This window comes from Candidatus Villigracilis saccharophilus (assembly GCF_016711665.1).
Map to the genome: position 1 here is coordinate 159443 of NZ_JADJSO010000005.1, position 14663 is coordinate 174105.

Consider the following 14663-nt stretch of genomic DNA (forward strand, 5'->3'; position numbering starts at 1 on the left):
TTTGTGTTGTAGGGGCGCACGCGAAGCGTGCTGCGCCCCTACATGAGGAATTATGTCCTTACCTCCTAAATTACAAGAGATCGTGGATGACTTCGCCGGTATGAGCCGCGAAGAAAAAATTGAAACGCTGATCGGTTACGCCGAGTCATTGCCAACTTTGCCAGAGCGCTTTGCTGAAGAACGCGCGAAGATGGAACCCATCCCTGAGTGCATGACACCTGTGTTTCTATTTGGCGAAAAACAAGATGACGGCGGCGTGACCTTTCACTTTGACATTCCCCCGCAATCCCCCACCGTGCAGGGTTTGGCATGTATTCTCGCCAGCGGATTGAATGGCAGCAAGCCCGAGGAAATTCTGGCAGTGCCAGCAGATTTCTTTGCTCCCATGAATTTGGAGGAAGCCATCTCCGGGCAGCGTCTTAACGGGTTTCGAGGCGTGCTGGCGCACATGAAACAAACCGCAGTTAATTTGATGAATGGTAAATAAAATCAGCCCCGTTCTTATACGGGGCTGATTTTATTTTAGGTCCTTTTGGAATTCTATTTCACGATCAATTTCACCGCATCCAAAGCCAATAGAGAGCCATCTGCTGCGCTGAGGTCGTGGATTTCCAAATAGATGGTTGTGTCCGCGGGAATCCCTGCCAGCGGAATTAACTCACTGAAGGTGCCGGGCGCACCAAAATCAGGCGCAGTGACTGTAATAGGGCCAACACCAAGTTGATTACCAGCTTCATCGTAAATGAAATAGGACAGGTTATTTTCAAACGGAGCAATACTGACCGTTCCATTCACCTGCACAAACTCAGTGACTTGTGTCCCATCGGCGGGAGACATGATCTCAATGCTGCGAATCGCTCCGTCAGGGGTGGCAGTCGTGTAATTGGTTATGCGCAATTTATTATTAACCAACGCATACCTTCGGGTGGTCGGTAATTGAGGACAACATCCGGGTCTTCAAATCCGTGGATGACCGCATCAAGGAATACTTCACCGCTTTCAATGGCAAGACCATTGATCATCGGGCGGTCATCGATCATTGTGGAAGATAGGAATACGGGCAAGCCATTCACATTGGTATAAATGGCAAGAAAACCAAAATTGCCTGTGCCGCCATAATTCTCAAAAAAGATCGCCGCGGCTTCATCAACGCCATCACCCGTAATATCTCCAAGCGAGGTGAATTCACTCATACTCACATGAGCAAAATCCAGCGTAGTGGCATCTGTGCCCTGCTGCCATTGACCATCGGTCAACTGCACAGATGCGCGATCGTCGCGTGCACCGAGTTGATATTGGGCCTTCTGAAGTTGATCGGCGGTCAGGGTCGGTGCAGGAACCGTCGGCACTGGAATTGTTGGTTGGATAGGATCAGGCATCGGTGAGATGGATGCGGGTGAAATCAATCCACAGGAGAGGGTTGCCAGAGTCAGGATCAGAAAAGACGCAACGAAACTTCTATGGGTCATTTCTGCATCCAGTTATTTAATGTTGAACGTGTCAAAAATATCACCCAGGCTTTGCATGATGGCATTGCTGTCAAACTCAGTGACAGTACCGGGCGTGTAATTGCCAATATTTGTGTAATGGATAAAGTAGATCACTTCATAGCAAATATTTTTATTGACCATTCGATAAATTTCCTGCTGATAGTAATTGCCCGCGCCCGCGCCTTCGGCAGTGCTGTGAACAAAATCGAATCCATTGACAACCTCATTGCCAATCAATTGTTCGGGTCCGCCGCCATTGGGGTTTGGGTCTGTGCATGTCGCGACAGTTTGCCCATCGGACGCGGAGCTGACAAACAAATAAACTTCGCTAAGATTCGTCTTGTCATATGCTTGCGAGTCAATATAGTGAAGCGTCAATTCGGGGCTTATTTTGTAATTTCCTACAACAGGGAGCGCGGGAACAAAAGAATCGGGATAGGTTAATGAAATACCAGTTTGGGAATTGCTATACTGAAAATCTTGAGACTTTTTCCCGGGCGGGTTGACTGTAACACGCATAGTAAATTGAGGCACGTCGCCGTTGGGCGTGAGTGTCACAAAATAATCCTGTGTCGCGGGCAGTGCGCCGCGCCAAAACATACATTCAGCATCAGGGAGCTGCGGGCAAAGAATACTTCCATCCGCGCCCTGGATCTGCATGGGAATGTATCCCCAACTGCCATCGGGGATCTGCGGAAGAATGGAGATGGACATGATCTGTCCCTTCATGGCATTGATGGAATATGTTTTGTTTGCGCCCAACGCAATGGTGTCTGTGATATCCACATAGGTTCCATTGGCTTTGAACTTAATCTCATTCAATTGACCGACTGGCATGGCGGGAGGTGTAAGAGTTGGTTGAACCGCGGTCTGAACTTTTGCAGTGAGCGTGGGGATCGGAGTAAATTGAACAGGCCTGGTGGGAGTCGCTGTGTTTTCAACATTGGTGGTTTTCGCAGGAGCAACGCAGGCGGTGATGAGTAGGAAAAGAAGGAGGGAGAAAACAATATTTTTTTTCATTTGATCTCCATAAAAGCACAGTCAAAAGTCAAAGGTCGAAGGTTGGTTTGACTTTTGACTTTCAACCTTTGACCAGCATCACTCAAGATATTCAATGACCGTCGCTTCACCCTGACCGACGCCGACACAAAGTTGCCACGCCGTATTTCACATTGCCGCGCAATCTCATTTCATGCACAAGTGTCGTGACAAGCCGCGCGCCCGAACAACCAAGCGGATGCCCGATGGCGATCGCGCCGCCGTTCACATTGACCAAGTCGGGATCAATTTCCAAGCCTTCGATCACAGCCAGAGATTGAACAGCAAAGGCCTCGTTCAATTCCATCAAACCAATATCCTGAATATTCAAACCTGCGCGCACAAGGGCTTTCTTCGTAGCTGGAATGGGGCCGTATCCCATCACGCGCGGAGGTACGCCAGCCGATGCTGAGGTTACGATCCGTGCCAAGGGTTTGAGGTTCAATATTTTGGCTTTTTCTTCGCTCATGATCAGTAAAGCGGAGGCTCCATCATTTAATCCAGACGAATTTCCCGCAGTAACAGTTCCCCCATCTTTGGCGAAAGCGGGCTTGAGCTTCGCTAACGATTCCATGCTTGTGTCACGGCGCGGGCGTTCATCTGTGTCGACGATCTTCGGTTCGCCCTTCTTTTGAGGAATGGAGACAGGGACGATCTCTTGCTTGAATCTACCCGAGTCGATCGCGGCGATGGCGAGTTGATGCGATCGCACCGAGAACGCATCCTGTTTCTCTCGGGTGATATGCGGACGTTCTTTGGCGATATTTTCGGCGGTCTCACCCATTGAATCAGTCCCGTACATTTCCTTCATTTTAGGATTCGGATAACGCCAGCCGAGGGCTGTATCGTACGCTGTTAAATTGCCGAAGGAATAACCCGCTTCCGCCTTGGGAAGTGAATAGGGTGCGCGGCTCATGGATTCGACTCCACCCGCAATGTAGATGTCTCCCTCGCCCGCCTTGATGGCGCGCGCTGCCTGGTTGATGGCGTTGAGTCCCGAAGCGCACAGACGGTTCACGGTCACACCGCCGACTTCAAGCGGGAGACCAGATAACAGCGCTGCCATACGCGCTACATTGCGGTTGTCTTCGCCAGCCTGATTCGCGCAGCCAAAAAAGACTTCTTCCACCAGCGCGGGGTCGAACTGATTGCGGGCGAGAATATTCCTTATGACCAGTGCAGCCATATCGTCAGGGCGAAGCGAGGCAAGAATCCCTCCCAATGCGCCAATTGGCGTGCGAATCGCATCTATGATAACAGCGGTTGTTTTATCCGACATTGCAAATTCTCCAATTAAGGGGTTGAAAAGAAATGGTCATACAACGGAGTACTGGCATAAACAATGCCAAAATCATCCTGATAAGCCTGAGTAAAGCCAGCCACTGTCCCATTGAGAATATCATTGTAGAACTGAATGGTCAGTGCAAAATCGGGATCAGAAGCTGTTTCCAATTGTCCGGGCTGGGTGTAATCATACAAGTGCTGTTTGTTCATGATCAACACGTCAGGGTTATTCTTGAGCGCGATATCATAATTGGAAACGCCCCACTTGAAATGGTCATCATAACGCGGTTCATTTGGGACATACATCATCACATCCCGAAATATGACCAGTTGGCGATCCAATACTATTTTTGAAAGATAATCCTGCTCGAGCGCAGCATAAAACTGAATGCTCGGACTGGTTTCCTCGCGATGAATATTCTCCTGAATCATGGAACTATCACGCCCAAGGCTGTAAAAAACCTGCGCACCGACGATGGCAAAACCAGCAATCGACATCACCAAGCGTAATCCATTTTTCTTTATGTAACCCCCCAGCGGATTTGTGAAAGGTGGCAAGGCAAAGAATGTGAAATAAGCAGGCAGTGCCGAAAATACAGGCAGGAGAATGGGCAGGGGAAAATGCTTGGCGCGGATCACCAATGCAACAGCGATATACGCCATAAAAGGAAATGCCCAAAATGCGATCAATTGATTAAGCAGCCGCTTTTCACCTTTGAACGCGCCGATCACCACCGCTACGACTGCCAATAAAACAAAAATAAGCAAGCCATACCATTTTTCGATCACCTGCAGCCACAACAAGGGACTATTGTTATAAGCGACAATAAAGCCGCCGCCCATGGCATCGTGCAGGTCAGACTGGGTCTTCCAGGCGAAGGCTCTTTCAGACGCCCAAAACAGGAAGGGATTTGCAAGCACAAATACTGAGAACATGATGCCGACAAAAGAAGTCGCCACGATCAATGCTTTGCGCGTGTCAATCCGCGCTTGACGCCAGCCGAGGAAAATATAATATGGAATCGCAAGGAAGAAAAACAAGCCGATCAGCTTGGTCGCCACCGCCAACCCGCAGAATAATGCAGCGAGATAAAAACTTTTCCCGAACCGCAGGTTATCCTTATCGAGGAAGAAGAAAGTGAGAACGATGAACAGGAATACAAGGCTGTCGGGATGGATCCACATGTTGTTGAAGACAACCGCGGGCACAGCCAGCAGAATCACAAATAGAGAAATTGATTTTAGATAAGATTCAAATCTGGTCTGCAAATAAACCAGGATAAGAATCGCCGCGATCATTGGCAGGGTATTTACGAACTGCCTAAGGAGCAGCATGTTCAGAGAAATACTTTCCCAGCCAGCGGAGAGTCTGGCCGGCAATAAAACAAGCGCTGAATAAACATAATAAGGAAATCCGAAATAATAGTGCTGATAGGCGAAGACTCGATAAAGGGTTTGTGGAATCGTATCGCGGATCTCCAATCGTCTGATCACATGCGGATATTGCGCAGGCTCGTCCTGCTCAAAAATAAAGGTCATATTGAAGTCCTGCGCGCCAGTGGAATTGGGGAACCAAAACAATATAAAATACCCCGCACCGATGAGAAGTAAAATCAACAGGACAATGGATCTCTTTTGCATTACCACGTACTCCATATGTGAAAAATTGAATTACATGCAATTTGATTCTACCATTTATAAATAAACGGCGATGAAGCCCTATTCCATTGTAGAGATAAATTTCGTGAAATTTCAGGGCTATGTACACATGTTATACTAAAAAAATTCAATGAAACCATTATTTGAAAACAAGATTGCCCTCGTCACTGGCTCAGGGCGCGGCATCGGCAAAGCCATAGCCCTGCATTTCGCGCAACACGGCGCAGACGTTGTCATCAATTTCTTTCGCAACCGCGTCTCCGCAGAAGAAATTGCGCGCGAAATCGAAAAACTTGGCCGCCGCGCATTACTGGTCAAAGCGGATGTTGGGGATCTGGATGATATCACCCGCCTGTTCGATGAAATTGAAAAAGAATTTGGCGGATTGGATATCCTCGTTCATAATGCGGCTTCGGGGTATAACCGCCCAGCCATGGAACAGAAGCCCAAGGGTTGGGATTGGACAATGAACATCAATGCGCGCGCGCTGCTTTTCTCAGCGCAACGTGCTGCGGCGCTGATGGAGAAACGCGGCGGCGGAAAAATTGTCAGCATTTCGAGCGCAGGTTCAACGAGAGTGCTGCCAGATTACATTGTGGTCGGCGCGAGCAAAGCTGCTTTAGAATCGCTGACTCGCTATCTGGGTGTCGAGTTGATCTCAAAGGGAATCAATGTCAACGCCGTGTCACCCGGCGTCGTTGAGACTGAGGCGCTGAATCATTTCGCATCCATGGGCGACCAGGAAAATATCCTGCAAAAATTTATCGCGCAAGTCCCTGCGGGCCGCCTTATCACACCTGAAGAAGTTGCAGAGGTCGTTGCATTTCTTTGCTCGCCTGCTGCATCCATGATCGTCGGGCAAACCATTGTAGTGGATGGCGGCTACACGTTGCCGATCCCAAAATAACATGGCCAAGCTCATCACCATTGGAAGTTTGGCGGCATTGTTTTTTAGCAGCACGTTCATATTAAACCGTGCCATGAGTCTGGCGGGCGGTCACTGGGCATGGACAGCCAGTTTGCGTTTTGGTTACATGCTTATTTTTTTAATTTTGATCCTGCTTGTGACGCAGGGTAAAAAAGTGCTGATCGAAGTTAAAAACATTTTTCTGCAACACTGGCTGTTCTGGAGCATCGCGGGCAGTATCGGCTTCGGCGTTTTTTATGCGCTGATCAGCTTCAGTGCAAGTTACTCCGCAGGCTGGATCATGGCCACCACCTGGCAGACAACCATCCTCGCGACACCGATCGTTCTGATTTTCTTTGGCAGAAAAGTTCCGGCCAAAGGACTGTTATTAATTGGGGCGATCTTTATCGGCATAGTGTTGGTCAACATTGAACACGTTTCCCTGACCACGCCAAAAACTTTGATCTACAGCGCACTGCCTGTCTTGATCGCGGCATTCGCCTACCCGATCGGGAATCAACTCGTTTGGGAAGCGCGGATGGGAAAGAGCAAGCACATCCCGTATATTCAACACCCCATTTTGGAAAATGGATTTGCGCGCGTCCTGCTCTTAACCCTGGGCTCGCTCCCGTTTTGGATGGCGATTCTCCTGTCTACATCTCCCCCCGCCCCTTCCAATGGACAGTTGATCAGCACCGCTCTGGTGGCATTATTCTCTGGGGTGATCGCAACTACTCTCTTTTTATACGCAAGGCATTTATGCCGCGAGCCCCACGAGATCGCTGCAGTAGATGCGACACAATCTCTTGAAGTCATCTTTTCCCTTTTGGGTGAGATCATTTTTCTAAGCGGAGCATGGCCGGGTGCGCTTGGAATGACTGGCGTTGCATTAACTATTTTTGGATTGATCGCCTATATCATCATGCAATCTAAATAAAGGAAAATACAAATTTATGTTTCTACTTCAAGTTCCTCCTCCAACGCGTTTCGATCTGCGCTTCTCGATCACTGGAATTCCAGTACGCGTTCACCCGTTATTTTGGGTGATCGCGCTTTTGTTCGGATCGTCATCCAACAGTATTATCGGTCTGCTGACCTGGATCGTCGCCATTTTTGTTTGTATTCTGATCCATGAATTGGGACATGCGTTCGCCATGCGCCGCTATGGGCAGGACTCACAGATCATTCTTCATTTAGGGGGCGGATTGACCGTCCCAGAATCAATCGCATGGGGTGGAAGATATGCAAGCGTAGCAGTCTCAGCGAACCAGCAAATTTTCATTTCTCTGGCTGGGCCATTTGCGGGGTTTTTGTTCGCCGCTTTGGTAGTCGCTATATCTGCGGCCCTCGGCGGCATGGTTATCCCAAACTTTATCCTGGGTTTTATCCCATTTCCAATTGTAGTTCTACCGATCGGCGGCGATTTTTTGAATTCGCTTGTTATGGACTTGTTGTGGGTCAGTATATTTTGGGGCTTTATCAACCTGATGCCTGTCCAGCCATTGGATGGAGGTCATATCTTGAGAGATATTCTGACTCAGACAGATCCGCTTAATGGATATCGTACTGCGCTTTGGGTTTCGGTCATTACAGGCGCGGCGCTTGCATTTGCTGGTTTTGTATTTTTAAGAAGTACTTACATGGCGCTCATGTTCGGTCTGCTGGCATTTCAAAGCTTTCAAGCATTACAAGGGGGGGCGGGAAGAAGTTATTAAAAAGGCGCAAAAGAGCAGATATCAAACTCCCTGAATTCTCAGGGAGTTTTCTTTTTAACCCTTGACAGATGTAAACCTATTTAGTAATATATCTATATAGACATATAAATCAAGTAAGGAGATACCACTCATGGATAAGAAGATTCTCGTCATCGGCGCGGCAGGATTTGTCGGCGCTCCCGTAGCAAAACAACTTCTGGCAGACGGATTTGCCGTCCGCGTGCTGGTTCGCAATGCAGACAAAGCCCGTCAATTACTCGGTGACAAAGTCGAGATCGTCACTGGCAGTTTCGAAGATAGAACCACCCTCGAAAAAGCGCTTGCGGATGTGAGCGGAGTCAACATCAGCGTGCCTTGGCAGGCTGAATTTCAAGTAACGAGGGATGTGACAGAGATCCTCGCCAGGCAGGGACGCAAGAATGTCCGCGTCAGCTATATCTCAGGCACAACTGCCCTGACCGAGAATCGCGGATACGCCATGATCGATGAAAAAATCAAGGCGGAAGATGTACTGAAGAGCAGTGGTGTGGAATACACCATCCTCCGCCCAAGCTGGTTCATGGACGCGCTTGCATTATTCGTCAACGACGGCCGCGCCACTGTGTTTGGCAAACAAACTCAAGCCTATTATTTCCTCTCACTCGCAGACTTTGCCCGCGCTGTTTCAAAAGCCCACCAGACCGAAGCCGCCGCGAATAAGACCTTCGTGCTCAACGGACCCAAGTCCATGTTGATGACAGACGCGCTCCAGCAATATTGTGACTCCCGCCACCCTGGAATCAAAGCCGCATCCATGCCGATCTGGCTCGTGAAAATGCTGGCGATGATGATGAGAAGTGCGCCGATGAAAGACTTCGTTCAGATGATGGCCTATTTTGAAAAGTCACCCAAGGTCAGCCAGCCCAACGGCGCCGAATCCATCCTTGGTGCGCCATCCATAACCATGAGCGACTGGCTCAAGAATTAATATAAGGAGACTACTATGCCCCTCTCACATGCAATCCTCGGTTTTCTCGAATACAAACCTATGTCTGGCTATGATTTGAAAAAGTTCTTCGATCAATCCATTACACATTTTTGGTCTGCCACGCAGAGTCACATTTATAAGGCGTTGGAGAATCTGGAAAAAGAAGGCCTCGTGGAATCGGAGGTCATTCAACAGGAGGGGAAACCCAACAGAAAACAGTACCAGATCACAGATGAAGGAAGAGGCGAGCTGCGTCGCTGGGTATCCACTCCCCTGCCATTGGAAATCACACGCGAGGCGTGGTTGATTCAAGTCTTCTTTGCGCATGGAATTACAAATGAAGAAATTGTCACCCTGTTTGAAAAACGGATCGAAGCCATTCAGGAATATTTAAAGCAATGTGAAGTTGCGCAGGCAAATATTGATGAGAACTTCAAGCAGGTTGGCATCAAACGTCTGCGTGATCTTTGGCAGTTGACTTTGGATTACGGTACGGACTATTACGAGAATGAAATTGCGTGGCTGAAAAAAACAATGCCGCGCGTTCGCAAATTACCCAAGATGGAATTACCGAAATAATAAAAGGAAAAATAAAATGGAAAAATTTGACATAGTTATCATCGGCGCAGGTCTAGGAGGGCTAAGCGCCGCTGGATACCTCGCAAAGGCGGGGAAGAAAGTTCTCGTGCTCGAGCATCACACCGTCCCTGGCGGATACGCTCATGAATTTCGGCGCGGAAAGTATCGCTTTGAAGTTGCCCTGCACGCGCTGGACGGGGCGGCGCCTGGCGGCTGGTCGTATCCCATTCTCAAAGATCTGGAAGTGTTCGATCAGGTTCACTTCCATCGTATTGACCCGTTTTATACGGTTCAGTTTTCCAAACAGAAAATTGTGGCGTATGCCGATTTAATGATGTACGAATCTGAAATGGTAAAGCACTTCCCGCATGAGCGCGATGGTATTCACAAGATCATTGCGGACATGGTGGAAACTTATTGGCAGGTGCGCCGCTTTGACGCGGAAGGTCAGTTGGGGATTCGCCCGCCGCTCGAGAAAATGCCCGCGCTGTATCCCAACATGATGTCAGCCATGAACATTTCGCTGGATGAATACATGAGCAAGTTCCTTCAAGATAGCGAGCTCAAGACAGCCTTTACTACGCTCTGGGGCTACTACGGACTTCCGCCTGAAAAACTGAATGCTGCTATTTTTATTTTCCCCTGGGTCAGTTATCACCTGATGGGCGCGTACTATCCCGAAGGCGGCAGCATGGCGATGAGCCGCGCACTGGAAGCCACGTTGAAAAAATATGGCGGGGAGGTTCGCTACAAGCAAACAGTTAACAAGATCGAGATCAAGGATGGACGCGCGGTGGCAGTCGTCACAGAGAAGGGTTTGCGTGTCGAAGCGGATGTCATCATCAGCAACGCCAATTCTCCCGATACTTTGCTCAAGTTCGTCGGGCGTGAACATTTGCCCGCAGACTACGTGCGTGGCATTGAAGAAGCCAAACCGTCCATTTCAAATTTCGTGTTGTATCTCGGTTTGGATCGCGACCTGCAAGCCGAAGGTTTTACCGATCACGAAATGTTTGTGGTGGATGGTTACGACAGCAATGCCAGTTATCAAGCCGCGCTGGACGGCGATTTCGCACGCACGGGACTTTCGATCACCAATTACAGTATTGCAGATCGCGGCAGCGCACCCGAAGGCGGGACGGTTCTGAATATTTTTTCGCTCGCCGATTGGAACAGCGACAATCAATGGGGCACGGGCGGCAACCTTGAAAACTACAGCGACAATCCGCAGTACAACGAGTTGAAAAAAGCCGCGACCGAAATTCTTCTCGACCGCACCGAAAAACTCATCCCTGGTTTGCGCAAGTCAATCAAGTACATCGAAGTCGGCACGCCCATCACCAACTGGCGCTACAGCCGCAACATCGGCGGCGCGATCTATGGCACCGATCAAACCGTGGATAACTCCTACGGCGCGCGCCTAAACGCAAAAACGCCCATCAAAAATCTTTTTCTCACTGGCGCTTGGACATTCGGCGGCGGCATGAGCGCCGCGCTGCTTTCGGGCCGCGACACATCCCGCATGGTGATCGGCTACATGGATGGGACACCTGTGATATTGATGACCGCGCCAAATATGGATGAAAATGAAACCCCGCTTCCCACCCCGCCGACAGTTGCTCCCGTCAAACAAGCAGTGACCAGCACGTCAACATCTTCCACTTCCGTCCCAACCGTGACATTCAAAGCCGCAGGCTCTGGTCGTCAAGTAACTCTCAACTCCATTGGCAGGCGCAGTGTTCTTCTCTTCCACACTGCCGATACCTCCGAAGACGCAGAAAGAATAAATAAGGCTGTCCGCGCTGTTGACGAATATCAAGCCTGCACATCCATCACCATCGCCAACGTCGTGGACTTACATTCTGTGCCAAAGTTATTCCGTAGTTTCGCTGAAAAATCCATGCGTGACTCTTTTGATAAAGCGAGTAAGTCCATTCCGCAGGGACAAGACCCGCAGGACTATGTCATCATCCTTCCCGATTGGGACGGCAAAACCACCAAAGGCTTTGGCCTTGGTGACACGAGCAAAATTGTCGGTCTCGCCGTGCTGGACGAACAAGGTGGCGTGGTCGGTACATACCAAGGCAATGAGCCAGAACGTCACGCACTGGAATTGTTGAGCAAAGTGTAATTACAGGAGTAGTAACAATGAACAATGTCGTTCCAAAATCCAACCGCCTCTGGTGGACTCTACTCGCCGCGCCGCTTCTCGCGTTGATCTTGATTGTCCTCGCGTCTGTTTATTTTGGTATTGTCACGCAGGGACAAAACGTGGAAGCGATGCCGCAAATGGTCGCCGACTCCACACCGTATCAGCTGTCGGCATTACAGATCTGGCTGTTATTCATTTTGATGAAATCCATGAAACGTGATGGAATGACATGGAAGGATCTCGGCTGGAAAATCGGCGAGGGTCAGCAACTGTGGCGTGAAGTGATCATTGGCGCTGTCCCTGGAATTGTGCTTGCCCTGCTTTATGTTTTCATCCTCTCCCCTATGTTGACCAGCCTCCAGCAAATTTGGGATTATGTTCCAGCGGGCGAATTGTTTACAGCATTGGGCGCGTCCCTCATTCCCTTCGCCATTGCAGATGTATTACTCGCACCGTTCGTTGAAGAAAGTATTTATCGCGGCTATGGGCTGACGCGCCTGTTGGGAAAATTCAGTCAGCCTGCTGCGATTGCGATCTCGTGTTTCTTCTTCGGCATTTTGCATTGGACGGGCGGCTTCTGGTACATCCTGCTGACAGGCATTATCGCGGGAGGACTCTTCGTGTGGCTGCGCATGTCACGAAAAAATATCATCGCGCCGTTTGCCGCGCATTTAGCCTTGAATATCGTTGAGACGATTTTCATCGTGATGACGATTGGAGGTTAATTTGACGAACAATAAAACCATCCTCGTTGTCGGCGGGACGGGGATGCTCGGCAAGCCTGTGGCGCAACAACTTAAGGTTGATGGATTCAACGTCCGCTTGTTGGCGCGGAATCCTGAGAAGGCGCAAAAACTTTTAGGCGATGGATTTGAGATTATCAAAGGGGATGTGGATGATCCTGCCGCATTGCGCTCCGCGCTGACTGGCGTGGATGGAGTCCACATCAGCTTGAAGGGCGGCCCAACCGAAGCGGACTTCGACCACATGGATCACATTGCCACGCGCGATATTGCTCAAGCTGCAAAAGAACTTGGCGTTGGACGTGTGACTATTCTCTCGGCGTACGCCGTCAGCGAGGAAAAAGCCGATACACCAGAGAGCAGGTCAAAGCTTAAGGGCGAAGCGGCTCTAAAGTCCAGCGGCGTGCCGTACACAATATTCCGCGCTTCATGGTTCATGGAAACCCTGCCGATGTTCGTCCAAGGCAAAAGCATATCTCTGATCGGAAATCAAATCCACCCACTGCATTGGATCGCCGCCGAAGATTACGCGCGCATGGTCTCGAAGAGTTATCAGACCGACGAAACGCTCAATAAGGAACTTTATATTTTTGGTCCCGAAGCCTTCACCATGGGCGAGGCGATGAAAATATACGCAGAGTATGCAGGCGTGAAGGTTGCGCCGATATCCATTCAAATGCTTGCGGTGTTGGGAGCGCTCACTTTCAACACCGAATGGAAAGGCATGGCGGTGCTGATGAAGCATTACGAAAATTGGGGCGAAGACGGTTCGCCCGATGAAGCCAACCATCTGCTTGGCGCACCTGCAACTACACTTAAAGAATGGTGTAATAAAAGATACTCCCAGCCCGTCAACTCATGAGTTCACTATTGCTGGGTGACTGAGTCAAAATCTGCCAGCCAGAGGAGAAATCATGGAGTCGAAACTTACTGTCTACGGTGCTTATTGGTGTCCTGATTGTCGCCGCTCGAAAAAGTTTTTGGGCGAAAACTTTATTCCGTTCAACTGGGTGGATATTGAAGAGGACAAAGAAGGTGAAGCATTTGTGATTGCGAAGAATGGCGGCAAGAGAATCATCCCCACCATAGTTTTTGAAGATGGTTCATTTTTGGTGGAGCCATCCAATGCTGAATTAGCCAAAAAACTCAACTTAAAGACAGAAGCAAAAAAGACATATTACGATTTGATCATCATCGGAGGCGGGCCAGCAGGGTTGACCGCTTCCATCTACGCCTCAAGAGAGGGCGCCGACACATTGCTGATCGAACGTTCGGGCTTGGGCGGCCAGGCGGGAATCACTGTGGGGCTGGATAATTTTCCCGGTTTTCCTGATGGCATCAGTGGACAGGAATTCGCGGAACGTGTCACCCAGCAGGCAAAACGCTTTGGTGTGGAAATTTTGCAGGCGCAGGATGTTGAAAGACTTGAAGCGGATGGTGGCTACAACGAAGTCTATACCTCCGATGGAAAGCATTATCACGCCCGTGCTATATTGATCGCATCGGGCGCGTCCTACCGCAGGCTGGATGTTCCAGGTGAAGATGATTTCATCGGTGCAGGGATTCATTTTTGCGCCACTTGCGATGGTCCATTTTATAAGGGCGCAAAAAACATTGTTGTCGTTGGCGGCGGCAACTCTGCCTGCGAAGAAGGATTGCATCTCACGACTTTTGCCGAGAAAGTCACACTTCTGGTGCGCGGTGATACTTTAACTGCCAGCCAGATCGCGATCGATAAGATCAACGAGCCAACTTCACGGGTGGAGGTTAAATTCAATGTGGCGGTTGACTCGTTTGAAGGCGAAAACTCCAAGCTAAAGAAGATCAATTTTCATGACTCAGCTACCGGCGAAAAAGATGAAATTAAACCTGAAGCGGCATTTATCTTCATCGGCCAAAAACCCAATACAGAATTCGCAAAAGATTCCGTGAAAACCGACAAGTACGGCTTCATTCTTACTGGACATGATCTGGCCCATGGACAGCCTGAAGGAAAGCGTGAGGAGCGCCTTGCTTTTGAAACCAGCATGGCGGGTGTCTTTGCCGCAGGCGATGTGAGGCACGACAGTATCAAACAGGTGGCGTCCGCAGTTGGCGAAGGTGCGGCAGCGGCAATCTCCATCCGTGAA

At 49.5% G+C, this 14663-nt stretch carries 15 protein-coding genes; 10 read left to right on the forward strand and 5 right to left on the reverse strand.

Annotated features, from left to right (window positions below; translation table 11 throughout):
- Positions 1 to 52 precede the first annotated feature (52 nt).
- A complete protein-coding gene (locus IPL17_RS02880) occupies positions 53 to 487 on the forward strand; it encodes a SufE family protein (RefSeq protein WP_345305572.1) in 435 nt (144 codons plus the stop codon).
- Positions 488 to 540: 53 nt separating this feature from the next.
- Here the strand turns inward: IPL17_RS02880 and IPL17_RS02885 are convergent, their stop codons facing one another.
- The 5 genes from IPL17_RS02885 to IPL17_RS02905 form a co-directional block, all read right to left on the reverse strand.
- Positions 541 to 897 (reverse strand): Gmad2 immunoglobulin-like domain-containing protein, encoded by a 357-nt coding sequence (locus IPL17_RS02885; RefSeq protein WP_345305573.1) that lies wholly within the window; start codon positions 895 to 897, stop codon positions 541 to 543.
- The gene (locus tag IPL17_RS02890) at positions 888 to 1469 is read right to left on the reverse strand and encodes a hypothetical protein (RefSeq protein ID WP_345305574.1); all 582 of its coding nucleotides are present in this window, start codon (positions 1467 to 1469) and stop codon (positions 888 to 890) included. Before IPL17_RS02890 ends, IPL17_RS02885 begins: the two co-directional genes overlap by 10 nt.
- Before the next feature lie 12 nt (positions 1470 to 1481).
- Positions 1482 to 2510 (reverse strand): hypothetical protein, encoded by a 1029-nt coding sequence (locus tag IPL17_RS02895; RefSeq protein ID WP_345305575.1) that lies wholly within the window; start codon positions 2508 to 2510, stop codon positions 1482 to 1484.
- Positions 2511 to 2616: 106 nt separating this feature from the next.
- Positions 2617 to 3807 carry an acetyl-CoA C-acyltransferase gene (locus IPL17_RS02900; RefSeq protein WP_345305576.1) on the reverse strand — a complete coding sequence of 397 codons (1191 nt, stop codon included), beginning with the start codon at positions 3805 to 3807 and terminating at the stop codon, positions 2617 to 2619.
- 14 nt (positions 3808 to 3821) lie between these two features.
- Positions 3822 to 5453: a phospholipid carrier-dependent glycosyltransferase gene (locus IPL17_RS02905; protein ID WP_345305577.1), complete on the reverse strand. Its 1632-nt coding sequence runs from the start codon at positions 5451 to 5453 to the stop codon at positions 3822 to 3824.
- A 148-nt stretch (positions 5454 to 5601) separates the two neighbouring features.
- Between IPL17_RS02905 and fabL the strand changes: the two genes are divergently transcribed.
- From fabL to IPL17_RS02950, 9 genes are all read left to right on the forward strand, one after another.
- The gene (fabL, locus tag IPL17_RS02910) at positions 5602 to 6378 is read left to right on the forward strand and encodes an enoyl-[acyl-carrier-protein] reductase FabL (protein ID WP_345305578.1); all 777 of its coding nucleotides are present in this window, start codon (positions 5602 to 5604) and stop codon (positions 6376 to 6378) included.
- Position 6379: 1 nt separating this feature from the next.
- On the forward strand, positions 6380 to 7315 hold the full coding sequence (locus IPL17_RS02915; RefSeq protein WP_345305579.1) for a multidrug resistance efflux transporter family protein: 936 nt from the start codon (positions 6380 to 6382) through the stop codon (positions 7313 to 7315).
- A gap of 16 nt (positions 7316 to 7331) precedes the next feature.
- Positions 7332 to 8093 carry a site-2 protease family protein gene (locus IPL17_RS02920; protein WP_345305580.1) on the forward strand — a complete coding sequence of 254 codons (762 nt, stop codon included), beginning with the start codon at positions 7332 to 7334 and terminating at the stop codon, positions 8091 to 8093.
- Positions 8094 to 8223: 130 nt separating this feature from the next.
- Positions 8224 to 9060, forward strand: coding sequence for an NAD(P)H-binding protein (locus tag IPL17_RS02925; RefSeq protein ID WP_345305581.1), 837 nt, complete (start codon positions 8224 to 8226; stop codon positions 9058 to 9060).
- A gap of 15 nt (positions 9061 to 9075) precedes the next feature.
- Positions 9076 to 9639 carry a PadR family transcriptional regulator gene (locus tag IPL17_RS02930; protein ID WP_345305582.1) on the forward strand — a complete coding sequence of 188 codons (564 nt, stop codon included), beginning with the start codon at positions 9076 to 9078 and terminating at the stop codon, positions 9637 to 9639.
- 16 nt (positions 9640 to 9655) lie between these two features.
- Positions 9656 to 11770, forward strand: a complete 2115-nt coding sequence (locus IPL17_RS02935; RefSeq protein ID WP_345305583.1) for an NAD(P)/FAD-dependent oxidoreductase — start codon at positions 9656 to 9658, stop codon at positions 11768 to 11770.
- 17 nt (positions 11771 to 11787) lie between these two features.
- Entirely contained in the window at positions 11788 to 12516 is a 729-nt protein-coding gene (locus IPL17_RS02940) for a type II CAAX endopeptidase family protein (RefSeq protein WP_345305584.1), read from the forward strand.
- Position 12517: 1 nt separating this feature from the next.
- A complete protein-coding gene (locus IPL17_RS02945) occupies positions 12518 to 13396 on the forward strand; it encodes an NAD(P)H-binding protein (RefSeq protein ID WP_345305585.1) in 879 nt (292 codons plus the stop codon).
- 52 nt (positions 13397 to 13448) lie between these two features.
- The coding region (locus IPL17_RS02950; protein WP_345305586.1) for an FAD-dependent oxidoreductase at positions 13449 to 14663 on the forward strand (1215 nt) is incomplete at its 3' end.

Bases quoted from the DNA above. Each gene is read 5' to 3' on its own strand.
- IPL17_RS02880 (WP_345305572.1), top strand. From the start codon at position 53: ATGTCCTTACCTCCTAAATTACAAGAGATCGTGGATGACTTCGCCGGT.
- IPL17_RS02890 (WP_345305574.1), bottom strand. From the start codon at position 1,469: ATGACCCATAGAAGTTTCGTTGCGTCTTTTCTGATCCTGACTCTGGCA.
- IPL17_RS02895 (WP_345305575.1), bottom strand. From the start codon at position 2,510: ATGAAAAAAAATATTGTTTTCTCCCTCCTTCTTTTCCTACTCATCACC.
- IPL17_RS02900 (WP_345305576.1), bottom strand. From the start codon at position 3,807: ATGTCGGATAAAACAACCGCTGTTATCATAGATGCGATTCGCACGCCA.
- IPL17_RS02905 (WP_345305577.1), bottom strand. From the start codon at position 5,453: ATGCAAAAGAGATCCATTGTCCTGTTGATTTTACTTCTCATCGGTGCG.
- fabL (WP_345305578.1), top strand. From the start codon at position 5,602: ATGAAACCATTATTTGAAAACAAGATTGCCCTCGTCACTGGCTCAGGG.
- IPL17_RS02915 (WP_345305579.1), top strand. From the start codon at position 6,380: ATGGCCAAGCTCATCACCATTGGAAGTTTGGCGGCATTGTTTTTTAGC.
- IPL17_RS02920 (WP_345305580.1), top strand. From the start codon at position 7,332: ATGTTTCTACTTCAAGTTCCTCCTCCAACGCGTTTCGATCTGCGCTTC.
- IPL17_RS02925 (WP_345305581.1), top strand. From the start codon at position 8,224: ATGGATAAGAAGATTCTCGTCATCGGCGCGGCAGGATTTGTCGGCGCT.
- IPL17_RS02930 (WP_345305582.1), top strand. From the start codon at position 9,076: ATGCCCCTCTCACATGCAATCCTCGGTTTTCTCGAATACAAACCTATG.
- IPL17_RS02935 (WP_345305583.1), top strand. From the start codon at position 9,656: ATGGAAAAATTTGACATAGTTATCATCGGCGCAGGTCTAGGAGGGCTA.
- IPL17_RS02940 (WP_345305584.1), top strand. From the start codon at position 11,788: ATGAACAATGTCGTTCCAAAATCCAACCGCCTCTGGTGGACTCTACTC.